A 25660-nucleotide genomic window follows, 5' to 3' on the forward strand; every position below is an offset into this window, starting at 1 on the left:
AATTTAAAACAAATGAAAAAGTTACTTCTTTACCCATTCTTTCTTCTGGCCTTAGCCATGGCCTGTACGGTAGACGATCCGGATCCTATACCAGATCCGGATGAGGACCCCCGGGACCCGGACATTGTGGTACCCATTGACGAAAATACGTCCATTGTTTTTACCCCACAGGCCGAAGCGGCCGAAAGGTTGGGTACCTCTGATACCTACACGCAAACGCTTAGTAAGTTTGACCTGACCTCCCGAACACAAAACAAGGAGAGCACCGAAGAAGAAGATTACCTGACGTTTGCTTCGCAGCAAGCGCAGGCATGGACAGCAGAGGAGAAAACAATCTTGGAGGAGCGGATTCTTGGAATAAAAGAAAAGATCGATGCACTCGGATTGCAGCTTGAGTTCCCGGAAGAAATTCTGTTGATTAAATCAACCATGAACGAAGAAGGGGGCGCGGTGAGCTATACGCGTGAAAATTACATTGTGGTTCGTGGACTGGTGAATGAAAGTTTTCTGATTCATGAGTTGTTTCATATCCTGACCCGATTCAAGCCGGAAATCAGATCAGATCTATTCGAGACCATCCACTTTACCGAAAGTAACCGAATCTCCTACCCTGAGGGTATCCGGGATTTGGTGATCACCAATCCGGATGCACCCTTCTTAGAGCATACCATTACCGTGGAAATTGACGGAGAATCGGAGGAGGTGGTATTCATTCTTATCTCAGAAGAGGAATGGGATGGAGGATCTTTTTTCACCTACCTGAAGCAACGCCTCATGTTCGTGGAAGGACCAGCAGATGAAAAGCAAGCTACCCTGGTAGACGATATGCCAATATTGAGAAATTTTGCTGCGGCCGCAGACTTGGAGCAGAAAATTGGTACCAACACCGAATATACTCTTCATCCTGAGGAAATACTCGCCGAACATTTCGTAATGCTGGTACTGGAACAGGAAGTTCCCGAACCTTCCTATATTGATGCGATGAAAGTGATTTTGCAACAGCCATAAAAGGTCATACAGGTTAAAAATAAAAAAAGCCTCAGAGTTAGTTCTCCGAGGCTTTTTTGCGTGGTGTTACCAGCCGCCTCCGCCGCCTCCGCCACCTCCGCCTCCGGAGCTGCCACCACCACCACTTCCGGATTTGGAACCAGGAGGGCTGGCAGAATTGCTTAGAGCGGAACCAAAAGAATTCCCCAGGCTAGAAGTGAAGCCGGCCAGAGAACCCGCTGCAAAACCGGTTCCTGCATACCAGGCCGGTCTGTATCGGGTGGAACTATCTTGCTCTGTAGAAATAGATTCCAATTTCTTTTCCATGGCTTTGCCCCAAGCCTCTCCCACGTCCAGCGCAATGGCATAAGGAAGGAATTTTTCAAAAATCTCAGGGGTAACTCCCGGAGGATTATAGGTTTCCAGCAAAGGCTTTTCTGCAGCATTCAGATACATGCGAAAACCTTCTATTTCATCCATTACCTCCCTGCCTTTTTCGGTAGGGGCTTTGATTAAAAAAATGAAAGCAACGTTTATCAACCCCAATAGCAAGGCCATGACCAGAAATCCATAGGGCAAATTGGCACCAAAATAGAATACCAGCACAAAAGGAAAGCCTATCAGAAACAAAAGACCAAACAGTTCGCCGATAATCGTACTAATTTTTACATAGCCGTAATCCAGGTAATGCATCACCGTCAAAAAGACCTTCCTGAGGAATGTAAGCAGGAAGATGGAAAATATTAGGCCCATGATCAAAAAGATGTTTTCTTCTTCAAGCGACTGGTCAATAGTATATTTTATTCCTGCAACTAAACTAATTAGTGAAATAAGTATTCCAGGAATCAACCATTTGTAGTTATTTTTGAAATGGGAACTATGGAATCGGTCGTATAAGTCATTTTGAAGCTTTTTCAATGCACCACCTATTTTTTTGTGTTCTTTCTGATCCAATGAGATCATTTGATCTCCACCAGTAAACAAACTGGACATGATCTTCTGATAACCGCTGTTGGTATTTTCCGGAGAATCCAACTTTTCCAGAACGTATTTCTTCTTTTTTTCTTCAATAATTTTTAAATATCCCCCGGTTGCCAGTTCGACGATCCCCGCTACGTAAGACTTGGTATCAAAGCCCATCTTGTATAGGTATCTTACGGCTGAGGCATCTAATCCCTGGGGAATATCAAACATGGGATAGATTCCCCCTTTGTGCGGGTCTTTGCCAACTTTAGTCCAGGCATAGTAATAATACCCGAAGCAAAGTAAAATTCCCAGTAAAAGGGATAGGATACCAGCATTATCGCTGAGAAAACTCTGGGCCTTTTCGGCCGCTCCCGGAGGTTCTATGAGGCCCTTTTGCCATGAAACGGCAACCGTCAGCGGCTCGCGTGGATTCAGTGGTTCCGTAACCGCTACAAATAGTGTTCTATCGGATTCCTTCCGTATATCGCAGGGACAACTGTCGCTGCCTACAGGACCTGCATACGCCGCAAACTGACCAATTTCTCCCCCTTCCGGCAAGGTAATCCGTGCAGAAGCCTCCTGGATCCTGAAATCCCATTGATCTCCAATCGCATTCCAATAAAGCTCGTCATAGGTTTCAAAAAACCCAATTTGTCGGTTCGTGGTATACCGAATGGAATACGTGTAATTCCCCGGGTCTAGAAAGGTTTTTTCATCTCCAATCCGGATTACCTCATAGTCCCCTTGTCGGATTACCTGATAGGGTTCCTCCTTGCCGTCTTTCGTAACTTCGAGAACATCGAAGCCTACCTGTACCTGATTATTGTAACGATCCCGGTAGCGTACAGGAAAACTTCGGAAAATACCTCTTTTAATTGCATCTCCCGTGCTTCTAACGTTTATTTCTTCGGTGACATCCAGGGATCCATCCGGTTGTATGTTTATTTCACTGTGATAAGACCGTATTTCTTCTCGTTCCTGTGCCTGTAAAGACCAATTACCTGAAAAGAAAACAGCCAGGTAAATGAGCCATCGTATTTGTTTTAACATATCAACTTAAGTTTATTTCGGGGACCATTCGATCGGAGTCATCTGTCAGGGCAAAAAAATCAAATTTTTCAAAGCTAAAAATGCTGGCGATCAGATTGGAGGGGAAAGATTCTATTTTAATATTAAGCTCCCTCACGGTGCCGTTGTAGTACCTCCTAGATTTTTGCAGGGTGTTTTCAATTTCGGAAAGTTGTTCTTGTAATTTCAGGAAATTTTTATCCGCTTTTAATTCCGGGTACGCCTCCGCTACCACCATCAATCGTTTCAAAGACCGACCCAATTCAGCGGCGGTTTTTGCTTGATCAGGGACGGACTGACCGGCAATGCTTTCGCTTCGAAGCTTGGTAATATCTTCTAGCAATTGTTGTTCGTGGTTGGCATATCCCTTTACGGTAGTCACCAGGTTAGGAACCAGGTCGGCTCTCCTTTTCAACTGAACATCAATGCCGCTCCAGCCTTCCCGGGCATTGTTTCTTAAACGAATGAGGCTGTTGTAAATCCATATGGTCGTTAAAACAATAAGACCGAGAACCACTAAGGTAATAATCATAATAGCAATTGTTAAATGTCTTTTCCTAAAACAAAAAAGTATATTAGCCAAAATTATTCACATCAAAGAAACCCGGTCAAATTTAGGAGGAAGGTTTCATCTGTTTATAATTTTTTTTCAACGGTCATAATCTGTCCCGCACCGAAGGTCGGGATAGCCTGTCGCGATGTTAAATCGGGAGAATCTCGCATGCTTGATAATCATCCCACTGTGTGACGTTCTAGTCATGCTCGATTTCATATGAAATATACTTGATTTTTCTAAGAAAGGCCTCCCGGCCAGGACATTATTTTCTATTGAAAATAATGCTTTTCTATGTAAATAGTGCTTAAAAAATGGAATATAGCGGCAAGTTTTCACATGGGGACTGAAATTTAAAGAAGACATTTTTTTTTTCGACGGCGATTGATTAACCGGAAGATTGGTTAATTTTGATCAGTTTCAAATCACCTAAAAATGAATCATCAATGGATTTAAAGAAATTTAATACGCTTAAACGTAATTACGATAAGTTTATTCAGGAAGCGGAAGAGGCCCTAAATCAGGAATCTGCCAAGGATCAAACCCGGTCGGTTTGGTTTGATCGGCAGACGATTGAAAAGCTTTTGGCTCAGACAGATCCCAAAATGGGTGGGCTTAAAATTTATTTGGGTATGTACGATGAAGATACCCTATCGGAAAGAGATGATCCGGAACGAGCAACAGAATACATTGGAAAGTTGACCGTAATTCTAGCTGCTTCTGATGAAAATCAGGATCCGGATCAGGAAAAATTGATTGTAAACGGAGGCAAGGTTTGCCCGCCGGATTGCTGAGCCGCCTTGCGGACTTAAAACCACCTTTATCATGTCTCACCATGTTTACCTTTCCTGTATTGGGCTTGGTTTGCTGTGTTCATTCCTTAATTTTTACCAAAGGAAGCCACGAAAAGAAGAGAATAGGGCGCATGAGTACATTTTTTTTCTCATTTTCTATGTGTTGGCCTTCGAGATATATGCTTATTATCTCGTTCAAAATGGCCAAAAAAATGTACTGGTCTATAACATCTTCTTTGTTTGTGGAGAAACCTTACTGATTTTAATTTATTTAAAATCACTGGTTAATCTGGATGTAGTTAAAAAGCGAATCGATCAATTCATGCAGTTTTTTACTGTATGGGCTATCGTGAACAGTATTTTTTTTCAGAAGCCGACCGAGTTGTTTCAGCAGTATACGCACCTGCTGGGTAGTTTTGGCATTGTCGTAGTAAGTTGCTACCTCTTATACCGGGTATTTCTTGAGGAAGGGTATTGGGATCAGCCTTTGCTTAAAGTGCCTCATTTCTGGAATATAGCGGCCATCCTCCTGTTTTACTGCCCCAATTTCATTTATTTTGGGGCAATCAATATTCTTTGGGATATCGATAAATGGTACCTTACGGTTCTGGCCTCCATGAACAGAATTTTTGCTGCGCTTCTTTACCTTATCTTTGGACTTTCCTTTTATTCTTCCTTCATTTTTTCCACAGACAGGTATGGAAGGTAATTCGCTACCGACATTCCTCGCCATCCTAACGGGAGTCGTGTTGATGGTGATCATGGCCGTATTTATTATTGCCATTGTGATCATCCACAGACAGCGACAAATTAAGAACCGGCATAAAATTCAACTCCTTAAAGCCGATTATGAAAATACGATTCTGAATGCGGAAAAGGAAATTCGTGAGCAAACCCTTCTTTATGTCAGTCAGGAATTGCACGACAATATCGGTCAGTTGCTTTCCCTGACAAAGCTGGTCTTGAATAATCCTGACGGGTCCAGTGTGTACGAAGGAAAAAAACTGATCAATCAGATTATCCGTGAGGTAAGAAGTTTGTCCAAATCCATCAATAAGGACTACCTCAGTTCACTAAAATTTGAGGATTTTCTGGCCGAAGAATTGGGAAAGATTGAAAGGAGTGGCTTTTGTGCGACTACTTTTGAAAAATTAGGCAACTCCTTTGAGGGTTTAGAAGGGGACAAGAAACTGGTGTTGATCCGGATGGTTCAGGAATGCCTAAATAATGCGATCAAGCACGCCTCTCCTACACTGATTTCAATAAAAATTTACCACGAAGCGGGTGTTCCCACCTTGCTGATCCGGGACGATGGTGTAGGATTCGATCCAGAGTCAGATTCGTCTGGGTTGGGCATTAAAAACCTAAAGTCAAGAATCAAGGCAGTCAATGGTCAGGTCGAGGTTGTTTCGGGGATTAATGAGGGAACTGAGATAAAAATCCAATTTGGAAACCCAACTGACAATTAAAATGGCAACAAAGACCCGGATCATAATAGCAGACGATCATAAGCTTTTTGCAGCAGGAATAGAGAACTTGCTGTCGAGAGAGGAAGACTTTGAAGTAGAGGGAGTCTATCATAACGGAAAAGAGGCCCTGGAGGCTTTGGAAAAAGCAAAAGCAGATCTGATTATCACGGATATGAATATGCCTGGCATTAACGGCTTGGATATACTGCAACACATCAAAAAGAGGAGATGGAAAATAAAGACGATCGTGCTTTCTATGTACGATGAAGAGGATATTTTTCAGAAATGTATCCGGCAAGGAGTGGATGCCTACGTTTTGAAGAATGCAGATCCGGATGAATTGATTTTTACCATCCGTGAAGTGATGGAGGATCGGTACATAGCTAATTTTGAAAAGGTGTTGAAACAAGCTGAAGAGGATGAATTTGACCAATACGACCACTTCAAAACAGCATTAAAATTGTCCAAAAGAGAACTAGAGATTCTTAAATGGATTGCCCAAGGGAAAAGCAATAAAGAGATAGCCGATGGGCTTCACTTGAGTATCTTTACCGTAGAAACCCACCGTAAGAATCTCCACCGCAAGCTTGAGGTCTCTTCCATGGCGGAGCTGGTAAAAAAAGCCCTGGATATGGGGCTGGGATAAGTAAATGCTACGGTTTCAATCGGGCAAGCGGAGTGATGCCTGCTTTGGTTGATTGATTTACTTGCACGAGTATTTCAGCATCCACAGGGATAAATACATCCACCCGGGAGCCAAACTTTATGAACCCAAATTCATGCCCCTGCACCATAGTGTCTCCCTCTTTTACATAGCATTTAATTCTCTTGGCCATGGCTCCTGCTATCTGGCGGACCATTAATAATAAGCCACTGGCATGCTCCAGCACCAGGGAGGTTCTTTCATTTTCCGTGCTTGACTTTGGATGCCAGGCCACCAGGTATTTTCCAGGATGGTATTTAAAATATTTTAATACACCCGTCATGGGAGAGCGGTTTACATGTACATTGATGGGAGACATAAAGACCGAAACCTGGATCCGCTCTTCCTGCAGGTATTCATCTTCTACGGTTTTTTCGATGACGACTACTTTTCCATCTGCAGGAGCATAAATTATTTCCGGATCATCAGGAATAGGAATGGATGGATTTCTAAAAAATTGCAACACGGCGAGGTAGCCAACAATGCTTCCAAGAAGCACCAGATTAAGTAGCAATTCTTTTTCCGGAAATACCTGATGCAAGCCAATGTTAATGCCTGCAAGGATAAAAAGCATCCAAAATAACAACGACTTTCCTTCTTTATGAATGGTCATAAGATTACAGCTTTAATTCAGGTTTCACGCGTTCTGTAAGGGATTCATTTTAGTGCTTACCGGCTAGTGAAACGGTGGATCCTAGATTACAAAATTAGTATTTTTTGGGGTATAAATTAAAATATTTTCAAAAATGCTACGATAAAGGGAGTGGATAAGAGTAATCCATCAAACCGATCCATAAATCCCCCATGTCCAGGTAGGCCCTTACCGGAGTCTTTGATGGCAATGCTTCTTTTGAAAAGCGATTCGATCAAGTCCCCATAGGTGCCAGCAATAATAATAATGGTCATAATACAAAACCATTGCCATTCTGGCAAAACCGTGAAATTTTTGGAAATGAAATAGGTGACAACAATTGCAGTAAAAGCTCCTCCCAGGCTGCCTTCCCATGATTTTTTAGGGGATACCCGTTCAAAAAGTTTGGTTTTACCGAATTTGGTTCCTGCAAAAAAGGCACCGGAATCACTTGCCCACAAAATTAACAAGGACCCGATTATGATTTCATAGTGAAAGGTGTTGTCCACTGAAAATGCAGCTACCGTCAGAAGGGAAAAGGGAATGGCTACATAAAAAATTCCTAAAATTGTGTAAGCAATTCCGGTAAAGGGTTTTTTATCGGATTTTCGATAGAGCTTAATAAAGAAGATCATGGAGACCAGTGGGAAAACCAGGAAATAGTAGGCAATGGGGATGATTTTCATTTCTTCCAAAAAGGTGAAACTAAAGATCAGCAAGCCTACAAATGTTCCAAAGCTCTTTAAAGGTAACATACCATCCAAGCCTGAAAGCTTGTAAAATTCCATTTGGGTAAAGCCGAGAATGATCACGAATATAATAAAGTAAGCCCACTCACTGTAAATCGCACCACCAATAATTACCAGTGCTCCAATGAGTGCTGTAATCACACGCTGTGCAAGATTACTGTAATTACTTATACTAAAACGAGATCTCATTTTCTATTGTATTAATAGCCCGGATGGCTTCTTCCTCTGAAACCATCACCTCGATGTTTCCATGAATCCGGTAAACCGGATCTTTTTTATTTAAAATAACCGCGGTAATGCCTTTTTCTTCCAAAACTCCCTTGACTATTTCGGCCCGAATGGGAGAATCGGATTCGAACACTTTTTGCCACTTACTCATTTTTTAAGGGTTTATGTCGCATTAAAAACCATTTCCATGAAATCAGGAACACAACCAGGCCCAGAATTACGTATTCCCAATGAAGATCAGTAGCATTTTCCATGTCATATTCTATCAGTTTCAATTTGTTGAAATATACCAAAAACAACGTAAAGGTATTATTTAGGATATGCGCCAGAATGGGAAAGATTAAAGTGCCGGAATAGAGGTAAAGGTAACCAAATAAAGCTCCCAGCGTCAGTCTTGGTAAAAACCCATAAAATTGAAAGTGGATGGCGGAAAAGATAAACGCAGTGATCCAGACCCCGGCATGGGCATTTTGAGTATAATGATGCAATTTTGGCTGCAAGATTCCCCTGAAAAGGTATTCTTCCCCTATGCCTGCCAGAACACCAATGACCAGTATTCCCATCAGTAGTTCTCCCGTCCCGGAGAAATCTGTCAGGTATAAGGTCAATTCCATCAACTGATCTTCTTTTTCCCGGAATAGGGTTTCCAAACCGCGCATGGATTCAGGAAACTCCAGATTCATGTTCAGGTATACCAATAAGGAGTTAAAAAGCACGAAGCCTATAAGTATAGGTAGCACCAGCCAGACACGATCTAGCTTTTCGGGGCTTAATTGACGAGATAGCTGTAGGGATTTTTTGTCGACTAACCTGAGAAATAACCAGCCCCCCAACCAAAATGCCAATCCCCCTCCGAGCCCCTGAATAAACAGAAAGGCCATTCTTCCGTTTGGATGATCCAGGCTTGCTGTCAATAGGGAGGGAAGCTGGTCAAAACCAATTCCAAATAAAAAGGGGATCAACCCCACAGCGATGGTTTGAAGAATGGCTAAGGTGCCAAACACAATTAAGACCAATACCGTTAGGGAAAGTAACCAATGCTGGTTTACCTGAGGTCCCGGCCGATGTTCATAAATTTCCATATACGACCTAAATTTACATGAATTAGCCTGTACCACAAGCCAGTTTATTGAATTGGATTTAAATAACAGGGAAAGAAAATTTCTACATTACCGGCAATGGCATTGATATTCAAGGAAAAACCATCATTTTTGCTAAAAATTTAAGTAGTGATTAAAATTGGAGATTTGAGTTTGGGGGAATTCCCCTTATTGTTGGCCCCTATGGAGGATGTCAGCGATCCACCCTTTCGGGCCGTATGTAAAGCTAATGGCGCTGATTTGATGTACACGGAGTTTATAAGTTCCGAAGGACTAATCAGGGATGCTGCCAAATCCGTTCAGAAACTGGATATTTACGAATACGAAAGGCCCGTTGGCATTCAGATTTTCGGGAATGAAATTGCTTCCATGCGGGAAGCTGCCGCAATAGCCGAAGCGGCTGGGCCTGACATTCTGGATATCAATTACGGCTGTCCGGTAAATAAAGTGGCCTGCAAGGGTGCCGGTGCCGGCATATTGTTAGATATTGACAAAATGGTGTCCATGACGGCAGAAATTGTAAAAGCTGTTTCCATCCCCGTTACCGTGAAAACGAGACTTGGCTGGGATGAAAACACCATCCGAATAGTAGAAGTTACCGAGCGGCTGCAGGATGTGGGCATTCAGGCCATCAGCATTCACGCACGCACCCGAAAACAAATGTACAAAGGGGAGGCGAACTGGGATTACCTGGCAGCAGTCAAAAGGAATCCCAGAGTCACCATTCCTGTTTTCGGCAACGGAGACGTAGACAGCCCCCAAAAAGCAAAAGCTTACAAGGAAAAATACGGCGTGGATGGAATCATGATCGGACGAGCTGCCATCGGCTATCCCTGGATTTTTAATGAGATCAACCATTTTCTGACGACCGGGGAGTTGCTGGAAGGGCCTGACCTGGAAGAACGGGTAAGAGTGGCAAAAAGGCATTTGGATTTTTCGGTGGAATGGAAGGGTGAAAAATTGGGGCTCCTGGAAATGAGGAGGCATTATACCAATTACTTCAGGGGCCTTCCTCATTTTAAGCCTTACCGAACTGCCCTGGTGACCACGGATGATTACGAATCCGTTTGTGAGATACTGGAGGAGGTTTCCAGGGTCTTTGCCGGTGCTGAATTCTAACACAGTCCCCGAGCCGAAACTTTTCCCATTTATGAAATCTATTTCGACCTTAAATGCCTGAATCAAACCCGAGTAATCGTCCAAAGCATTGGGGTATGTTGGTTGTGTTGGCGTTGATTTGGGGGAGTTCTTTCATTCTGATTAAAAAGGCTTTGCTGGTTTTCTCAGCCGGGGAAGTAGGCGCCTTACGGATTGTGACAGCGGCTACGGTGTTGCTACCCCTGGCCATGCCTCAATTAAAAAGGCTTCAAAACAAACAGTTGGGTTACCTACTGAGCATCGGCTTTGTAGGTAGTTTTATACCTGCCTTTCTTTTTGCCACTGCTCAGACCAATCTTTCCAGTTCCCTGGCAGGGGTAATCAATGCCCTTACACCACTAATGGTGGTAACGGTGGGGGCCTTCTTTTTTGGAACCCGCATTACCAACCGTAACGCCCTGGGATTGCTCATCGCTTTTGCGGGCGTGGGTATTCTGGTAATGGCCGGATCAGAGGGAAAGGGCTGGGCGGTGTTTTCAAGCATTAACCTCTATGGGCTGCTGGTAGTAGGAGCCACCATTTGTTACGGGCTAAATGTTAATATTATTAAGTTTCGGGTCCAGGAAATTGAGGCGAAGGTCATCACGGCGGTTTCCCTGATGATGGTTCTGCCATTGGCAGCTATTTATTTGTGGGGGTTTACGGATTTTTCTTTCAAACTCTTGCATATGGAAGGATCCTGGATAGCGGCAGGATATATTGCTGCATTGGGCATTATTGGTACCGCCGCAGCCCTGGTACTCTTCAATACTATGGTCAAATTAGTGACTCCGGTTTTTGCCAGTTCGGTTACCTATCTGGTGCCCATGGTGGCCTTATTTTGGGGAGTTTTAGATGGTGAGTCGTTGTTTCTTTTCCATTATGTAGGGATTTTTGCGGTGATAATGGGTGTATGGCTCGGAAACCGAAAATCCAAATTCCCAAAATAATTCCTTCCGCAGCATTGAATTATTAAGATATATTCGCCTAGTTTAAATTTCCTTAGTGAACTACCATGTTTGACAATTTCCTAAACTTTGATCTGGACACCGCTTTAAGAAACAGGATCCTACAGACCCTCTTGATCATCTTTATCATGTGGCTGATCAATAAAATATCTGTAAGGCTAATTTACAGGGGAGATGCCGCGGAACTTAGGAAGCAATACCACTGGAGAAAAGTGATTGAATACACTTCCTTTATTGTGGGTATTCTGATTATCGGTAATCTTTGGATTAACAATTTCCAATCGGTTACCACTTTTTTAGGCTTGTTGTCAGCCGGTATTGCCATTGCATTAAAGGATATTTTTGTAAATATCGCCGGTTGGGCCTTTATTTATTTGCGAAAGCCCTTTGATGTCGGAGACCGGATTCAGATAGGAGAGGTTCAGGGAGATGTGATCGATTTGCGTCTTTTTCAATTTTCCCTGCTGGAAATTGGAAATTGGGTGGAAGCAGATCAAAGTACTGGCAGGGTGGTTCATGTGCCCAACGGGAAGATTTTTATGGATGCCCAAGCAAATTATTCCATCGGCTTTAACTATATCTGGAACGAACAAAAAATATACATCACCTTACGGAGTGACTTCAAAAGAGCCAAGGCCATCTTACTGGAAATTCTGAATGAACATCTGAAGGATGATCTTCGATTGGCGGAAAAAGTTTTTAAGAAAGCCAAACAGGAACACCTTATCGTTTACAAGCAATTTACCCCTATGATTTTCACCAAAATCACCGAGAGGGGAATTCAACTATCTATGCGTTATCTTTGCGATCCCAAGAAAAGACGGATGTTCGAACATTCTATTACCGAAAGTATTCTTGAAAGACTGGGCCCTGAGGACAACATCCGAATTGCATACCCTACATCTACCATTTTGCTTCATCAGGACAAAGCACACCCGGATACCCACCCGGGCTCAAAAAGAAAATAACGACGGGGTTATTTTTCCAAACCGGAAGGAACCTCTTTCTTTTTTACAATATCTTCTATTATTGACCGGGCATGGACAATGGTGTTTTCAATAAAAAATTCACGGGTATTTAATCCCCCGCAGACTACCCCCGCCAGGTATAAGCCTGGTATGTTGGATTCCTGACTCTGATCATCGTAGCAAGGCTGTTTTTTCTCATCCAGGCTAAGCTTTACTCCCAACTGGTCCAGAAGAGCAAAGTTGGGTTTGTATCCGGTCATGGCCAGCACAAAATCATTTTCCAGCGACACCACCCCCTCCGGTGTTTGCAAGAGAACTTCCTTTTCCCGTATTTCTTTAATGGTGGTGTTGAAGTAACCCTTGATGGAGCCTTCTTTGATGCGGTTTTCTATGTCTGGTAAGACCCAGTATTTTACCGTTTGGTCAATTTCCGGTTTCATGACCACCATGGTTACCTCTGCCCCTTTACGCCAGGTTTCAAGCGCTACATCTACAGCCGAATTTCCTCCTCCTACTACGATTACCTTTTGGCCAATGTAGGGCCAGGGTTCTTTGTAATAATGGGTCACTTTTGGTAGGTCCTCTCCGGGAACATTCATCGTGTTAGGCAAATCATAAAAACCGGTGGCCATTACTAGTTTTTCAGCCAGGTAAACTCCTTTGGAGGTATGAACCAAAAATCCATCTCCGTCTTTTTCCAGTGTCTGTACCTCTTCGTACAAACTGATGTTGAGCTGGTAATGTCGGACAATCCTTCGGTAATACTCCAATGCCTCCGGCCGGGTAGGTTTGTTGGAAATGGACATGAACGGGATATCGCCCATTTCCAGTTTTTCCGAAGTGGAAAAAAAAGTCATGTTGACCGGATAATTAAAAATGGAATTGGTCAACACTCCCTTTTCTACGATAAGGTAATTCAAATTCTTCTTTTGGGCTTCAATGCCACAAGCCAATCCAATCGGTCCGGCACCAATGATCAATAATTCCAGCTTTTTCATCTGTTTATATTTTTTTTTAGGGGTCAGATAGCCTGTCCCGATGTTAAATCGGGAGAATCTCGCAGGTTAAATAATCATTCCTCTGTGTGTCGCTCGCGTCATGCTCGATTACATATGGTTATAAACATGAAATTCCCCGCATAGTTCCTGTTTATAGCTAATTGACCCGAAAAGCACATTCGCTGATCTGGGGTTCGGGAATGGTTCGAACCTCCCGAAGGTGTACCTCACCCTCCTTGTCCCAAAGCAAGGCAGTGGTGTTGACTGTGCCATAATAATCGTCCACGCGGATAAACTGGGCAGAAACGGCCTTTTCCAATCCTTTGCTAAGACCGGTGGCGGGCAGCTGATCCTCCGGTGCGTGTTCTGTGGACTGCAATAGCTGATGCAAATCTTCCATTTCAGGATTCTTTTTTTTCAAAAGCTGCTCAAACTGCTGCCGGGCGAGGTTCACTTTTGGCCAGGGACTATCTAAAAATGCATTAGAGATAGCATGTATGCCAGCACTTACCTCCTGTATCCCCTGACCGTAGTTGGACAATATATAGAGCCGGTTCTTGTCTGCAACCAGAAGATTGAATCCGTTGTATTCGTTCTTGTAGGGATCAATACCTTGTAAATAACTCAGCGGATCATCCTTACTTTCTAGAAACCCCGTAACCAATTCTCCTCTAGACCGCTCCCTCGGAACTTCCCGGTCCATGTCCCGGAAATTAGTAAGGGCTGCAAACCTACCGCTTGGATGAAAACCCAACCAGGTTCCACCCTCCTTTAAGTCCTTTCCTGCATAAATTCCGCTATCCCATTGGTGCAGGGATTGACTGGGCCTTTTAAAATATTCATCCCGGTTGGCTACCAGGATTAGCTTGTACTTCGGGTGCTGGTTCCAGCTAAAAGTTATCAGACACATGGTGCAAATTAACTAAGCAGGGTATTAAGGAGAAACCAAAAAGAAATAAATTTTTGGTAAAACTTAATACGATTTGTATCGTATGTATTTGGAAATACGAAAACTATCGTATAAATTGCCTACGAAATAAATCGTAAATAGGCATGAAAGAAAAACCTACAGGTGCAGAGTTAGAAGTGCTGGCTATCTTATGGGAACTAGGGAATGCCAGTGTTCGTCAGGTACACGAGCGATTGACACAAGATAAAGAGACCGGATATACCACTACCTTGAAAATCATGCAAAACATGTATGGGAAGGGTCTGGTGGCCCGGGACGAAAAAAAAAGGAGCCATGTGTATCGTGCGGCCATTTCCCAACAAGATACCCAGGAATCACTGGTGAAGAACTTTATCCGTAAAGCATTTGGGGGTTCTGCCAACAAACTCGTCATGCAAGCTTTGGGTCAAAGTGAGCCCTCCAAGGAGGAAATTGAAGAAATTCGTGCGTTTTTAGATAAAATGGAAAATAAATAGTCATGAAAATCGATTGGTTTCTTCTTGCGGTCCCGGAGATTCTGGGCTGGTCTCTAATACATTCCCTCTGGCAATTTGTGTTATTGGCTGGTATCTATTGGTTGTTGCTTCGGTTTGGAGCGTTACGGATACCACATTACCGGTATCTGACCGGATTACTCGTCCTGTTTCTCATGGCCCTTTCTTTTTCGGCTACCCTATGGTACGAATACCAAATGTGGCTGCATGATGCAGCAATACCACAGCCCCATCTGGAATCACTACTACATACAGCAACAGGTTATCAAGCCGAAACCTCTCCCGGACACTGGGCAACCGCCTCTCTGTTTTTGCAAAAAGCATTGCCCTACTTCGTTAATGTGTGGTTTATAGGCGTGGTATTTTACATGGTACGCCTGGCAGGAAATTTTGCTTCCTTGCAACAGATAAAGCGGCGTTCTTCCATGAGTTTACCGAAATGGATTCACGAAAAAGCTCGTGTCTATGGGCTGAAAATGGGAATCACCCTTCCCGTTTCGATCCGGGTGAGTGAGGAAATTGAGGTGCCCATGGTTTTTGGAATGCTGAAACCCATCGTATTGATACCGGCCGGTCTGTTATCAGGCATGCCTCCTGCTCAGTTGGAAACGATTCTTGCCCATGAACTGGCGCATATTCGAAGACAGGATTTTACCATCAATTTATGTCAATCTTTCCTTGAAATGATCTTTTTCTACCATCCGGCATTCTGGTGGATAAATGAATCCGTAAGAGAGGCACGGGAACAAGCGACGGATGATCTGGCGATAAAAAATGGCGCGGTGGCTTCAGATTTGGCCCATGCCCTTGCGAATATCGTAAACAGAGCTTCCAACAGTACCCCGGAACTGGCCATGGCTGCCCAAAAATCGACATTTCCTACCCTCCTTCGAATACAGCGGATGATGGGCAAAAAACATTCAAAAATTTCCCCTTCACCATTAATCAGTAAAACCATGATAATTACTTGTTTGCTTAGCTTTATCCTGCTACTGGGAACAGCCCGTCAGGAAAACCCAGATCGAAACATCTGGTTGGAGACCCAGTTAAACAATACTCTGAGTTCGCTTCCTGTTTCGATTCCGTCGTTTCCAATGCCCCTGATATCCGGTAGCGATGACAGCGTTCCAAGTTCCGTTACTCCATCCACTTTGGCAAAGGCAGAAGTGATTTTGGACTCCATCCAGGAATTTAACTTCCAAATTGCTGAGGTAGTAGACTTGGTTGTGGAGGTAGATCAGGATGCGACGTGGGAAAGGGAGGCAGCTGTAAAAATCGACACTGTTCCTGAGATGCCCGCTTTGGCGCTCAGTCCGCCTCCAACACTTGACTTTTCCCCTGCCTTTCCAGAAAACCTGCCAGGAGTTTCGGGAGGTTTTTTTAAAGAATTCGGCGACAGTCTGGGGTTAGTTACGTCCAGGATTATTCTATTACATCAAGATTCTACTCCAAATGGGCGGTTCCAAAAAGAAAAGCTTGAGCTTAAGATGAAGGAACTTCAACTAAAAATGGCCGCTTCCCAACAGGTTTTTGAAGAAAAAATGCGGGAATGGGAAGCTGATTTTAAGCCAAAAATGGAAGAGTTTGAAGCGAAAATGGAAGCTTGGAGAAAGGAAAACGAACCCAAGATAAAGGAGTTTGAAGCCAAGATGGAGGAATGGAGCAAACAGCAGGAAGCCAGATTTAAAGCAATGGAAGAAAAAATGCGCGAAAAAGAGAAAGCCATGGAGGAAATCCAGTAAGAGCAGGTAAGAAGACAACCGGCCAGTCCCGACAGGTAATACTCCCTTTCATTTTTACGTTGTCCGGAAGAATTTCGATTCTTCCGGATTACTTCCCACGCTGGGATAAAATCCAGGCAGGATAGCCCAGGGAATATTTGAAATCCAGGCAGATAACATCTGGTAAAATGGAAGTTATTTTTTCCAGGTGTGAACGACTTGTATCTCCAAATACCTCCAGACCAAAAGTATGGGATGTATCGCTTGCTACTTTCAATTCGGCATATTCTACCTGTATGCCCTGAGTCAGGTTTTTTTCGTAGGGATATGCTGTGTAATCCTGTTCGGATTGGCTGTTGAATTTTAGGACCCACCTTTTTTTTCGGACAGGAAAGGGATCTGTGTAGGGTAATTCAGGTAAAGGACGATTGAGAATCCATTTGTCCCAATACTCTAAATGGCCGGCCTGATTACCGTTAAATTGAAAGGGAATGCCCGGTTTTCTCCTTTTTTTGATCTCATGATTACCCTGCCGAAGTTTTATCCCAAGATCCTCCCGGTTGGAAATGGGGTAATAGGTATCCGTTCGTATCTCTGGCTCAGGCTTCATATTGAAATTGTCCAGCACAAAATCCTGCAATTCCGGTACGTTATCCGGAAAAAACCAACGGATTTCAAGACTGGAATAATTCGGTTTTTTAAGGGTAAAGTGATCTATATCCATGCTACCATAAAAAAGGGTTGTATCAATTACTGATACAACCCTTTATTGACTCCATTAATTCCGAGCAGCCTATTCGCTAATCATTTTCATGGAAAGAAAAGTCAGGTTCACTTTTTCATTTTCATTCAGAGCATACGTTACGATATATAGGTCCTGCATGCCTTGCTCCGGCACATTTTCAAAGGATAGCTGAAAGGAATATTGCGCCATGCCACCGTCTTCTTTTTTGCGTAGTACCGACTGTCCAATCAGCGGTCCATCGGGAGATCCGATTCGGGCTTCTACCTGGTAGCCGTATTCAAAAGGATTTTGAGATCCAGCTATAAAGTCGATACCTGCCAGGTCGGTAAGGTCGATGTTTTTAAGGGCAAAATACCCCTTGCTGGTTGGTGCTGATAGCATGCTCTGCCCGTCCATTTCAAGGGATTTATATCCTGAAGATTCGCTTACTTCTGAAAAGCTGATTTTACTGTTTCGCAGGAACGCAGTAGTAGAGGAACTGAGCGGCTTGATATTAACGCCGCCCCTGTCTGTAAAGCTGGCATTTATTATCATCACACCGTTATCGGCGATTGCTTTTCCCTGAAGTGGATCCAGCTCGCCAACAGGAGGAAGGCTGGCCTCTATGTTTTCTAAATCCCCCAGGGAAAGAATCCAGGCGACGATTTTTCGCGCATCGCCTTCTTTCAGATCCGGGTTGGCAGGCATCATGGTTTCTCCCCAGACACCCGATCCACCTTTGATGATTTTATTGATCAGATGGTCAGCGGCCTGTGGGTTATCGGCATATTTCTTAGATACCTCTGTATAAGCAGGTCCCACAGAAAGTTCATCCACCTGGTGACAGGTTTTACAGGTTAGCGATTCCATGATGCTTTTACCTGCCATGGCTTCAGACATTACCTGGTGGCCCATGGCTGCTTCCGCCCTGTCAAACCCTTCAATATAATCCGCTGATACGTACAAGGTAGATAAATCCTCCTCTGCCCCGGGATCATCGGGATCTGTAACAATTACCTGATATTCAATCGTTTTACCGGGAAAATAAAAGGTAGAATTGCCGTCAAATTCTATAGATACCTCCGGGGCAACATTTCCAGCATAGACGTTTAACGTGTTGCTTTTCACCACTTCATTTCCAGTGTCCTTTACGGTGACCGAAATGTCATAATCGCCAACGGATTCGTAGGTATAGGTCAACTCCGGTTCGGTGGTATCTATTGATTCTCCGTTTCCGAGGTTCCAGGAATAAGTCAGCGCATCCTTTTCGGGGTCACTGGCTTCCGCAGTCAAATGGATTTCCAAAGGCAGTGTACCAGATGTTTTATCGGAGGATATTCCTGCAATCACCGGCGCCCTGTTACCCGGGTTATAGGTGATTACCGATAGGGCGGCGTCTTCGTTTGCACTGAACCAACCGTTGCCGTATTCCAGCAGGTAAAGCTTCCCGTCGGGACCCATTTCCAAATCGATAAGTGCATTGTGTCGTACCCCTTCCATAAATGGCTCCATTTTCAGGTAGTCTCCGTTTTCATCCATAGTGACTACTTTGATCCATCCCCGGATCCAATCGTAGATAAACAGTTTGCCGTCGTAATAGTCCGGAAGTCCACCTCCATTTGGGTACAAGTCTGAATAATATACCGGACCTGCCATGGCATTTCTTCCACCGGTACCTACCTGGGGAAATTCAGCCGACTGGTCATAGGGGTAATAGATAAAAGCTGGTTGGGCTGGGGGCAATTCTGTTAATCCGGTATTATTTCGGGAAATATTTACCGGAGATAGTGGGTCAAATTGGATGCCGGATTCGCCCGTATCAAAGTTAAATGCATTGTAGGGATAATTGTTACCGACAAAAAATGGCCAGCCATAGAATCCGGCTTCCTTGGCCTGATTTACTTCGTCGTATCCTTTGGGGCCGCGAACACCCAAACTATCGTTTCGGGCATCTGGACCAACTTCTCCCCAGTACAAATAGCCGGTTTTTTGATCCACACTGATCCGGTAAGGGTTTCGGTTACCTTGTACGTAGATTTCAGGTTTGGTGCCCTCCATTCCTTCAGGATAAAGGTTTCCTTCCGGTATGCTGTAGGATCCGTCTTCGTTCACTTTTATCCGGATGATTTTTCCGCGGAGATCGTTGGTGTTGCCTGATGACCGGCCAGCATCATATTGCTCAAATCCGGGTCTGTCGTCCAGGGGAGCATAGCCTCTCAGGGTATAAGGCTGGTCTGGTTGGTTAAACGGCGTGGAGTTATCTCCGGCAGATACGTAGAGCAACCCTTGGCTATCAAATGCGATGGAACCACCCGTATGGCAGCAAATGTCCCGTTGTGAATAAAATTCGAGGATTACCTGTTCGGTATCCATTTTCCACTCATCAGCCTCAAATTTAAATCTGGAGAGCCTGTTTACCGACTCACCTGTAGGGCTGTAAAAAACATAGACCCAGTGGTTGGTTTCAAAATCCGGATCTGCCTTGATTCCCATAAGGCCTTCTTCGGCATTGACTCTTGGGGCGTCCGTTTTCCAGTATACATCCAGATGCGCCACTTGCCGGGTGGTGGAATCTCCCTCTTTATACAACAGGATTTCGCCTCTTCTTTGAGAAATCAAAATATCCAGGTTGGGCAAAATGGTCATTTCAGTGGGCTCGGTAAATTCGCCCGTAACCATGCTCACCTTTTCAAACCGATCAGCTTCAGGTACCCTTTTACTGCTGGTTTTGGAATAGTCCAATTTTTTATTTCCTCCAATTGCATAGCGTATCCCTTCAAGCAGATGGCGTAAAAACAATTCTTCCTGAAAGGAGGCTGAAGTATGCCCCCCGCCTGTATAAAAAGCCCTGCCTCCATCGTAGTCATGGTACCAGGCAATGGGGTGTTCGCCCATGTCCTCTCCCCCTTGATAACTGCTTTCATCCAAGGTCATCAGTACGTTTACGCTTTCGTTAAAGTCTTTGTAGCTGTACCATTCATCGGTGCGGGTCCATTCGTCTGGCAAAAATGAAGTACTGTTGTGGGATTTGTCTATCACATCGATCACTCCCTCCTGCACGTTTGGATGGGGGTCATTGATTCCCGGGTGGTCTGAAAAATAGCCCCCGGCCATGTTGCCATACCAGGACCAGTCGTATTCCGTATCGGCTGCTGCGTGTATGCCCACAAAGCCTCCTCCAGCCTGTATGTACCGCTCAAAATCTGCCTCCTGGTAATGATCCAGCACATCACCTGTTGTACTCAGAAAAATCACTGCGCTGTATTGTTGTAGTATTTCTTCTGTGAAAAGCTCCGAATTGGTAGTGGTGTCCACTAGAAAACCATTTTCCTGACCCATCTCAATAAGGGCCTGCACTCCGTCTGGGATTGACTCATGGTAATACCCTGCGGTTTTGGAAAAAACCAAGACCTTGGGATCACCGGAACGGGTGGAACAAGCTCCCAGGAAAATGCCTGCAAACAAGAGAGCCAAAATGCCCTTTGTAATCGTGTTGATATACATACCTAAATTTTAATTTTGCAGCAATATAAAGAATATCTTTTTTCTGGCAGCTTCCTTTATCAAAATTGTAGTTGAATGGTAATCACAGGACAGGAACTGTTGGAAATGGCTTCCTAATTCAGCTACCCTTGTTTTCCGGATATATAGAGTCCGGGTAGGTATCTGAGAAATGCGGAAGGATACTCTTTTATACGGATGGGGTTTGGGATTGCCAAAACAAGTAAATAAAAAAAGCATTCAGGGCAGTGGCAGAAATTTTGTTCATCCACATGCTCATCCGGTGGGAGACATAGTTTTCCGGATCTTTATCTGCCAATATAAACCAGATTGAAAAATAGGATACTACTGGAAGCATCGCAAGCAAAAAAGGCCAAACCGCCCAGGGCTTTTCAATAGTGATAAAATATCCGGCAAATGCCAGGCCTCCCAAGAGCAACCAAATGGCAGAAAAACCAAAGGTACCCATTATTCCCAGCCTAATACTTAGAGTCAGATCTCCTCTTTTCAGGTCCTCTTCATGCTGGTAAATTTGAGTGAGAGGATAGGACCCCAACAACAATAAGCTGGTAAGAAGGGCAGCCATCCAGAGTTCCCGGGGTATGGGCCAAACCAATCCGGAATCGGTAATTCCTACGCTGCACATCCAGAACGTGAAGGCACCTTGAAAAAATCCAGCCGTCAGCCAACTGAGGTAAGGATATTTTTTCAGGCGGACGGAGGGGTGGCTGTAAGCCATGGATACCAACCCGTAAGTCAATACCATCCAGAAAAAAACAATGTCTATGCTTAACGAAATTCCCAGAGCTATCAAAAAAAACACCAATGATAGGTAGTAAAGCCCTATGGTCGCTTTCTTTGGGTTCTTCAATCCCCCGATGCTTTTTTCATCCTTGTCGAAATAGCTGTTGTACCCGTTGCTGGAAGGGTATAAAAACAGGTGCAGTACCAACCATACCACAACTGCGTTAAGGGTATTTACGTCCGGTACGCTTGCCAAGGCAAACCAGTATACCGGCATGAGGTAATAGGAAAAGGGAATCCTAAGGTGCTCCCAGTTTGATTTTCTGAACATATCTAGAAACCTTGATAACTTTTCGTTGCGGCAACTGTTTTTTACTTATCTTGAAAAGTACAATAAATATCAGCTAAAATAAAATCCATGAATAGCCAAATAGTCAGCATTGGACTGGCCAATCCGGGAATACCGATACCGCAGGACAAGATCAGTCGATTCATGCAGATGGCTCATGGATTAGATGCGCAGGAGAGTAGGAAATTGGGGTTTATTTATCGAAAGTCTGGAATACAGGAGCGCTACAGCGCGCTAGCCGATTTTCATCATGATGATCCCTTGAAATTTGATTTTTTTCCAAAAAACCATAGGTTGGAGCCTTTTCCGGGGACGGCCAGTAGAATGCAGATTTTTCGGGAGGTAGCTCCTGTATTAGCCACCACTGCCATTCGGCGTTGTTTGGAAAACACTGCCACGACTCCCGAAAAGGTAACCCACTTGATATTGGTTTCCTGCACCGGAATGTATGCCCCGGGGGTAGAAATGGACATCATTGGGCAAATGGGTTTCCAAAATACCATCGAACGTTATGCGATTCACTTTATGGGTTGTTATGCAGCATTCAACGCCATCAAACTGGCCGACAGGATTTGTAGGAGTGAGCCCGATGCTCAGGTGATTATTATAGGGGTGGAATTGTGCACCATCCATTTTCAAAAAGAATACAATGAGGATAATGTGATCGCCAATGCGCTTTTCGGAGATGGTGCAGCGGCTGTATTGGTAAATAATGCCGAACAGGGCCTTTCTATCCGCAAATACCAAAGTAACATATTTATAGAAGGTGAAGCCGATATGGCCTGGACCATTGGGGATTTTGGTTTTGAAATGAAACTCAGTAAATACATTCCGGAACTGCTAAACCGGGGGATTCATGAACTAAGGAAAAACCTGGAGAAGAAGTTTGACATCGCTCAGATCAATCATTTTGCCATTCATCCGGGAGGGAAACAAATACTGAAAAAAATGGAAGCGGCATTCGGTATTGTAGAAAAGCAGAACCTGCATGCCCATCAAATTTTGGAAAGGTTTGGAAACATGTCTTCCGTAACGATTCTGTACGTTCTTTCAGCCATTCTGAACGATCCTACCATGGATGGAAACGTTTTGGCGATGGGTTTTGGTCCAGGTCTCACTTTGGAAACCTTACTACTTCATAAATCATGAGTAAATTTTCAAAAAGATGCTACAAGAAGGAATTGATGGATGACCTGCATTGCAGTGGTAAGGAACTGGAACAGACTCTGCGAGAACTCAGGACCATCAATAGGCTTCTGGGAGGCAATAAGGTAACTACTTCCGGAATTCGGACTCTGGTTGGAAAAAAAAACCGGCGCCCCTACAGCGTAGCTGATCTGGGGTGTGGAGGAGGGGACATGACCCTGGTAATGAAAGACTGGAGTATTCGCAACGGATACAGGCTGCGAATCATAGGCATAGATGCCAATCCGAATATTATTTCCCTGGCAAAAGAAAAAGTCCAGCTTAACTATCCTGAAATTGAATTCAGGCAAGGAAACGTATTTGACACGGATTATTTGACTGAGGAGGTAGATATTCAGACCTGTACCTTGTTTATGCATCATTTTACAGATGATGAATTGGTTCAAATTCTTATCAACCTTAAGGGCAATACCAAGATCGGCATGGTCATTAATGATCTACACCGTCATTTTTTAGCTTATCACAGCATCAAATGGCTGACAACAGCCTTCTCTCGTTCTCAAATGGTAAAAAATGATGCGCCTCTTTCGGTTTTGAGGGCATTTTCAAGAGAGGATTGGAAGCGATTATTGAGAGCCGCTGGCATTGAAAAATATAAAATTTCCTGGCATTGGGCATTTAGGTGGCAAGTTATTTGCTGGGTGTGAGTATTATTTTGTAATTTAAATTTTAACCTAAAATTATATTTAACCTATGGATATGGATACTATAGATTACGAAGGAGTGTTTGCGAATGCACTCCCATTTATTTTAGATGCTTTAACCAGCATTCTTGTTGCCGTAATTGTCTATTTTGTCGGTAAATGGGTAATCAATTTTACTTTGAAGGCACTCAATAAGGTCTTCGCCAAATACGATATCGATCCATCCTTAACTTCTTTTTTGAATAGCTTCCTGAAAGGACTATTGTATGTGATATTGATTTTAGTTGTTTTATCGACTATGGGCGTGCAGGTTACTGCTTTCATTGCAGTTCTAGGCGCTGCTGGTTTGGCCATTGGTCTGGCATTACAAGGCTCCCTGGCTAATTTTGCCGGAGGAATTCTTATTTTAATCTTCAAACCCTTTAGGTTAGGGGAAACCATTGAGGCGCAGGGAACCCTGGGGTCGGTAGAAAACATAGCTATCCTGTATACCACCGTTAGAAATTTTGACAATAAAGTAGTAACCATACCTAATGGAGCTTTGGCAAATAACAGCATTGTTAATCATTCGATCAAACCCACCCGTAGGGTGGAGATGGCAGTGGGAGTGGCCTACGGGACAGATCTGAAAAAAACCCGTCAGGTCATTCTGGAAACGCTAAAAAAGGACGAAAGAATACTCGCAGATCCAGCTCCAGCAGTATATTTTACCAACTTTGGGGATAATTCGCTCGATTTATCCGTAAGATGCTGGGCCAATGCAGATGATTTATGGCCGGTGTTTTGGGACAATATGGAGACCATAAAGGAATCGTTAGAGGCACATGACATTGAAGTTCCCTTTCCTCAGCGCGACGTACATCACTTTTTTCCAGAAGGAAAACCTGAAATAAAAGGGTAAAAAAAGCCGGAGCCTCTGTTACTACCAAGTTAAGAGGCTCCGGGCAAACCCTACATTAAAAAATAACCAACTACCAAAATTCGACCAACTTCACTTCCAACATCACTCGTAATTAATCTTCAAAAAAATAAACTCTTTATTTCAGGGAGTGGTACTACATCTCTCTGAATTGAATGTGATCAGTACTTGTAAATCTTTTTCACCCTTTAGCTGCATACTTCCTTTTGATGGAATAGAAAGTCCGGAGTTCATACATTCCTGCAGGTAGACCATTGGATGAATGATTTCAAAGGATGTCTTCTCATCGTTGTAAGAACTTAAATTTCCATATCCTTCCAGGTAAATCCGAAACCCTTCTTTATCGGTGGACAAATGCAGGCTTCTTATATAATCCTGATTTACATTATAGGTCTTACCCGATTGGGATGTCACTTTAAAATCGTTGGTTACCGATGAAATTTGGAGACTTCGACTGTTTATCTCAAATCCAAGATTTTCTAGTAGCCGGCTACCTTTCAGTTGATGCCCGTTTAGTGAGAAATTTTCGAATCCGATGATCACCTTACTTCCCTTTATCAGGAATTCATCCGTATAATCGATGGTTACTATTCCTTTTTTTACTACTCCCCTGCCCGAAGCACAACCGTCTCCATAATCTATCCGTACGCGATTGTTTTTCTCGTCATGCTGGAAAATCGATCCCGGGCAACTGGAAACATCCGGTAATGGCGTAATTTTTTGCTGGGTTAGATCATGCTGCAAGGCTGATAAAACCATAAGATCTACCTCTTCCATTAGTCCCATTGTGTGGGCTACCTCCTCTGAAGAAATCATTTCCATTTCGGGTGCAGGATCTTCCAAATCAGGAGCCATACAGGATAAAACCAAGAATGGGAAGGCTACTACAAACCAGTTAACCAAACGTAAATTCGAAGTTTCCATCGTATGCTAAAGTCAATGACCTTGTTGTTTGTATACGAAATATAGAATAGAATACGTTGGTTTACTAATGGAATACCAACTATTTTACTTTTAAAAATAACAAAACATATATTTGATTTTGAAAGGCAAAAATACGCATGCGCCCGCCGATGTAGCATTAAAATTG

General features: G+C 43.6%; 25 protein-coding genes. 13 read left to right on the forward strand and 12 right to left on the reverse strand.

The window, feature by feature from the left end; translation table 11 throughout:
• Positions 1-12: 12 nt before the first annotated feature.
• Entirely contained in the window at positions 13-1008 is a 996-nt protein-coding gene (locus tag GKS34_RS13150) for a hypothetical protein (RefSeq protein WP_163385302.1), read from the forward strand.
• A 66-nt stretch (positions 1009-1074) separates the two neighbouring features.
• On the opposite strand, the gene GKS34_RS13155 is transcribed toward GKS34_RS13150, so the two are convergent.
• Together GKS34_RS13155 and GKS34_RS13160 are read right to left on the reverse strand one after the other, a co-directional pair.
• Complete coding sequence (locus GKS34_RS13155) at positions 1075-3003, reverse strand: DUF2207 domain-containing protein (protein ID WP_163385303.1); 1929 nt, start codon at positions 3001-3003, stop codon at positions 1075-1077.
• A gap of 1 nt (position 3004) precedes the next feature.
• Positions 3005-3553 carry a LemA family protein gene (locus GKS34_RS13160; protein ID WP_163385304.1) on the reverse strand — a complete coding sequence of 183 codons (549 nt, stop codon included), beginning with the start codon at positions 3551-3553 and terminating at the stop codon, positions 3005-3007.
• 467 nt (positions 3554-4020) lie between these two features.
• Here GKS34_RS13160 and GKS34_RS13165 point away from each other — a divergent pair, with 467 nt between their 5' ends.
• The 4 genes from GKS34_RS13165 to GKS34_RS13180 are packed head-to-tail and all read left to right on the forward strand — an operon-like array spanning position 4021 to position 6483.
• Positions 4021-4368 carry a hypothetical protein gene (locus GKS34_RS13165; protein ID WP_163385305.1) on the forward strand — a complete coding sequence of 116 codons (348 nt, stop codon included), beginning with the start codon at positions 4021-4023 and terminating at the stop codon, positions 4366-4368.
• Between the two features lie 31 nt (positions 4369-4399).
• A complete protein-coding gene (locus GKS34_RS13170; RefSeq protein ID WP_163385306.1) occupies positions 4400-5077 on the forward strand; it encodes a hypothetical protein in 678 nt (225 codons plus the stop codon).
• Positions 5067-5837, forward strand: coding sequence for a sensor histidine kinase (locus GKS34_RS13175; protein ID WP_163385307.1), 771 nt, complete (start codon positions 5067-5069; stop codon positions 5835-5837). Before GKS34_RS13170 ends, GKS34_RS13175 begins: the two co-directional genes overlap by 11 nt.
• 1 nt (position 5838) lies before the next feature.
• Positions 5839-6483: a response regulator transcription factor gene (locus GKS34_RS13180; protein WP_163385308.1), complete on the forward strand. Its 645-nt coding sequence runs from the start codon at positions 5839-5841 to the stop codon at positions 6481-6483.
• Positions 6484-6490: 7 nt separating this feature from the next.
• On the opposite strand, the gene GKS34_RS13185 is transcribed toward GKS34_RS13180, so the two are convergent.
• From GKS34_RS13185 to GKS34_RS13200, 4 genes are all read right to left on the reverse strand, one after another.
• Positions 6491-7153: a phosphatidylserine decarboxylase family protein gene (locus GKS34_RS13185; protein ID WP_163385309.1), complete on the reverse strand. Its 663-nt coding sequence runs from the start codon at positions 7151-7153 to the stop codon at positions 6491-6493.
• Positions 7154-7269: 116 nt separating this feature from the next.
• Positions 7270-8109, reverse strand: coding sequence for a phosphatidate cytidylyltransferase (locus tag GKS34_RS13190; protein WP_163385310.1), 840 nt, complete (start codon positions 8107-8109; stop codon positions 7270-7272).
• Entirely contained in the window at positions 8093-8299 is a 207-nt protein-coding gene (locus GKS34_RS13195; protein WP_163385311.1) for a putative signal transducing protein, read from the reverse strand. The genes GKS34_RS13190 and GKS34_RS13195 overlap by 17 nt, the downstream gene beginning before the upstream one ends.
• The gene (locus GKS34_RS13200) at positions 8292-9230 is read right to left on the reverse strand and encodes a CPBP family intramembrane glutamic endopeptidase (protein ID WP_163385312.1); all 939 of its coding nucleotides are present in this window, start codon (positions 9228-9230) and stop codon (positions 8292-8294) included. Before GKS34_RS13200 ends, GKS34_RS13195 begins: the two co-directional genes overlap by 8 nt.
• Before the next feature lie 147 nt (positions 9231-9377).
• On the opposite strand from GKS34_RS13200, the gene dusB reads away from it, so the two are divergent.
• The 3 genes from dusB to GKS34_RS13215 all read left to right on the forward strand — a co-directional run bounded on the left by dusB (position 9378) and on the right by GKS34_RS13215 (position 12321).
• Positions 9378-10367: a tRNA dihydrouridine synthase DusB gene (dusB, locus tag GKS34_RS13205; protein WP_163385313.1), complete on the forward strand. Its 990-nt coding sequence runs from the start codon at positions 9378-9380 to the stop codon at positions 10365-10367.
• Positions 10368-10420: 53 nt separating this feature from the next.
• Complete coding sequence (locus tag GKS34_RS13210; protein WP_163385314.1) at positions 10421-11335, forward strand: DMT family transporter; 915 nt, start codon at positions 10421-10423, stop codon at positions 11333-11335.
• A gap of 65 nt (positions 11336-11400) precedes the next feature.
• Positions 11401-12321, forward strand: a complete 921-nt coding sequence (locus tag GKS34_RS13215; RefSeq protein WP_163385315.1) for a mechanosensitive ion channel family protein — start codon at positions 11401-11403, stop codon at positions 12319-12321.
• A gap of 8 nt (positions 12322-12329) precedes the next feature.
• On the opposite strand, the gene GKS34_RS13220 is transcribed toward GKS34_RS13215, so the two are convergent.
• Both GKS34_RS13220 and GKS34_RS13225 read right to left on the reverse strand, forming a co-directional pair.
• Positions 12330-13319: a YpdA family putative bacillithiol disulfide reductase gene (locus tag GKS34_RS13220; protein ID WP_163385316.1), complete on the reverse strand. Its 990-nt coding sequence runs from the start codon at positions 13317-13319 to the stop codon at positions 12330-12332.
• A gap of 157 nt (positions 13320-13476) precedes the next feature.
• The gene (locus GKS34_RS13225; RefSeq protein WP_163385317.1) at positions 13477-14229 is read right to left on the reverse strand and encodes an NRDE family protein; all 753 of its coding nucleotides are present in this window, start codon (positions 14227-14229) and stop codon (positions 13477-13479) included.
• A 143-nt stretch (positions 14230-14372) separates the two neighbouring features.
• Here GKS34_RS13225 and GKS34_RS13230 point away from each other — a divergent pair, with 143 nt between their 5' ends.
• Positions 14373-14744, forward strand: coding sequence for a BlaI/MecI/CopY family transcriptional regulator (locus GKS34_RS13230; RefSeq protein ID WP_163385318.1), 372 nt, complete (start codon positions 14373-14375; stop codon positions 14742-14744).
• A 2-nt stretch (positions 14745-14746) separates the two neighbouring features.
• Complete coding sequence (locus GKS34_RS13235) at positions 14747-16504, forward strand: M56 family metallopeptidase (protein ID WP_163385319.1); 1758 nt, start codon at positions 14747-14749, stop codon at positions 16502-16504.
• A gap of 88 nt (positions 16505-16592) precedes the next feature.
• Here the strand turns inward: GKS34_RS13235 and GKS34_RS13240 are convergent, their stop codons facing one another.
• The 3 genes from GKS34_RS13240 to GKS34_RS13250 all read right to left on the reverse strand — a co-directional run bounded on the left by GKS34_RS13240 (position 16593) and on the right by GKS34_RS13250 (position 21783).
• Positions 16593-17207 (reverse strand): hypothetical protein, encoded by a 615-nt coding sequence (locus GKS34_RS13240; protein ID WP_163385320.1) that lies wholly within the window; start codon positions 17205-17207, stop codon positions 16593-16595.
• A gap of 69 nt (positions 17208-17276) precedes the next feature.
• A complete protein-coding gene (locus GKS34_RS13245) occupies positions 17277-20711 on the reverse strand; it encodes a ThuA domain-containing protein (RefSeq protein WP_163385321.1) in 3435 nt (1144 codons plus the stop codon).
• Between the two features lie 187 nt (positions 20712-20898).
• On the reverse strand, positions 20899-21783 hold the full coding sequence (locus GKS34_RS13250; protein WP_163385322.1) for a UbiA family prenyltransferase: 885 nt from the start codon (positions 21781-21783) through the stop codon (positions 20899-20901).
• Between the two features lie 87 nt (positions 21784-21870).
• Between GKS34_RS13250 and GKS34_RS13255 the strand changes: the two genes are divergently transcribed.
• Genes GKS34_RS13255 through GKS34_RS13265 form a run of 3 tightly spaced genes read left to right on the forward strand, consistent with a single transcriptional unit; the run spans position 21871 to position 24552 of the window.
• Positions 21871-22950 (forward strand): type III polyketide synthase, encoded by a 1080-nt coding sequence (locus tag GKS34_RS13255; protein WP_163385323.1) that lies wholly within the window; start codon positions 21871-21873, stop codon positions 22948-22950.
• Positions 22947-23654 carry a methyltransferase domain-containing protein gene (locus tag GKS34_RS13260; RefSeq protein ID WP_163385324.1) on the forward strand — a complete coding sequence of 236 codons (708 nt, stop codon included), beginning with the start codon at positions 22947-22949 and terminating at the stop codon, positions 23652-23654. Before GKS34_RS13255 ends, GKS34_RS13260 begins: the two co-directional genes overlap by 4 nt.
• A 52-nt stretch (positions 23655-23706) precedes the next feature.
• A complete protein-coding gene (locus tag GKS34_RS13265; protein WP_435380169.1) occupies positions 23707-24552 on the forward strand; it encodes a mechanosensitive ion channel family protein in 846 nt (281 codons plus the stop codon).
• 141 nt (positions 24553-24693) lie between these two features.
• On the opposite strand, the gene GKS34_RS13270 is transcribed toward GKS34_RS13265, so the two are convergent.
• A complete protein-coding gene (locus GKS34_RS13270; RefSeq protein ID WP_163385326.1) occupies positions 24694-25494 on the reverse strand; it encodes a hypothetical protein in 801 nt (266 codons plus the stop codon).
• Positions 25495-25660 lie beyond the last annotated feature (166 nt).

Origin of the sequence: Cyclobacterium jeungdonense (genome assembly GCF_010994275.1) — a bacterium.
In the GTDB taxonomy this organism is placed as follows: domain Bacteria; phylum Bacteroidota; class Bacteroidia; order Cytophagales; family Cyclobacteriaceae; genus Cyclobacterium; species Cyclobacterium jeungdonense.

Bases quoted from the DNA above. Each gene is read 5' to 3' on its own strand.
- GKS34_RS13260 (WP_163385324.1), top strand. From the start codon at position 22,947: ATGAGTAAATTTTCAAAAAGATGCTACAAGAAGGAATTGATGGATGAC.
- GKS34_RS13175 (WP_163385307.1), top strand. From the start codon at position 5,067: ATGGAAGGTAATTCGCTACCGACATTCCTCGCCATCCTAACGGGAGTC.
- GKS34_RS13220 (WP_163385316.1), bottom strand. From the start codon at position 13,319: ATGAAAAAGCTGGAATTATTGATCATTGGTGCCGGACCGATTGGATTG.
- GKS34_RS13165 (WP_163385305.1), top strand. From the start codon at position 4,021: ATGGATTTAAAGAAATTTAATACGCTTAAACGTAATTACGATAAGTTT.
- GKS34_RS13265 (WP_435380169.1), top strand. From the start codon at position 23,707: ATGGATACTATAGATTACGAAGGAGTGTTTGCGAATGCACTCCCATTT.
- GKS34_RS13225 (WP_163385317.1), bottom strand. From the start codon at position 14,229: ATGTGTCTGATAACTTTTAGCTGGAACCAGCACCCGAAGTACAAGCTA.
- GKS34_RS13210 (WP_163385314.1), top strand. From the start codon at position 10,421: ATGCCTGAATCAAACCCGAGTAATCGTCCAAAGCATTGGGGTATGTTG.
- GKS34_RS13270 (WP_163385326.1), bottom strand. From the start codon at position 25,494: ATGGAAACTTCGAATTTACGTTTGGTTAACTGGTTTGTAGTAGCCTTC.
- GKS34_RS13190 (WP_163385310.1), bottom strand. From the start codon at position 8,109: ATGAGATCTCGTTTTAGTATAAGTAATTACAGTAATCTTGCACAGCGT.
- GKS34_RS13200 (WP_163385312.1), bottom strand. From the start codon at position 9,230: ATGGAAATTTATGAACATCGGCCGGGACCTCAGGTAAACCAGCATTGG.
- GKS34_RS13170 (WP_163385306.1), top strand. From the start codon at position 4,400: ATGTCTCACCATGTTTACCTTTCCTGTATTGGGCTTGGTTTGCTGTGT.
- GKS34_RS13235 (WP_163385319.1), top strand. From the start codon at position 14,747: ATGAAAATCGATTGGTTTCTTCTTGCGGTCCCGGAGATTCTGGGCTGG.
- GKS34_RS13245 (WP_163385321.1), bottom strand. From the start codon at position 20,711: ATGTATATCAACACGATTACAAAGGGCATTTTGGCTCTCTTGTTTGCA.
- GKS34_RS13255 (WP_163385323.1), top strand. From the start codon at position 21,871: ATGAATAGCCAAATAGTCAGCATTGGACTGGCCAATCCGGGAATACCG.
- GKS34_RS13215 (WP_163385315.1), top strand. From the start codon at position 11,401: ATGTTTGACAATTTCCTAAACTTTGATCTGGACACCGCTTTAAGAAAC.
- GKS34_RS13250 (WP_163385322.1), bottom strand. From the start codon at position 21,783: ATGTTCAGAAAATCAAACTGGGAGCACCTTAGGATTCCCTTTTCCTAT.
- GKS34_RS13155 (WP_163385303.1), bottom strand. From the start codon at position 3,003: ATGTTAAAACAAATACGATGGCTCATTTACCTGGCTGTTTTCTTTTCA.
- GKS34_RS13160 (WP_163385304.1), bottom strand. From the start codon at position 3,553: ATGATTATTACCTTAGTGGTTCTCGGTCTTATTGTTTTAACGACCATA.
- GKS34_RS13230 (WP_163385318.1), top strand. From the start codon at position 14,373: ATGAAAGAAAAACCTACAGGTGCAGAGTTAGAAGTGCTGGCTATCTTA.
- GKS34_RS13150 (WP_163385302.1), top strand. From the start codon at position 13: ATGAAAAAGTTACTTCTTTACCCATTCTTTCTTCTGGCCTTAGCCATG.
- GKS34_RS13195 (WP_163385311.1), bottom strand. From the start codon at position 8,299: ATGAGTAAGTGGCAAAAAGTGTTCGAATCCGATTCTCCCATTCGGGCC.
- GKS34_RS13180 (WP_163385308.1), top strand. From the start codon at position 5,839: ATGGCAACAAAGACCCGGATCATAATAGCAGACGATCATAAGCTTTTT.
- GKS34_RS13185 (WP_163385309.1), bottom strand. From the start codon at position 7,153: ATGACCATTCATAAAGAAGGAAAGTCGTTGTTATTTTGGATGCTTTTT.
- GKS34_RS13240 (WP_163385320.1), bottom strand. From the start codon at position 17,207: ATGGATATAGATCACTTTACCCTTAAAAAACCGAATTATTCCAGTCTT.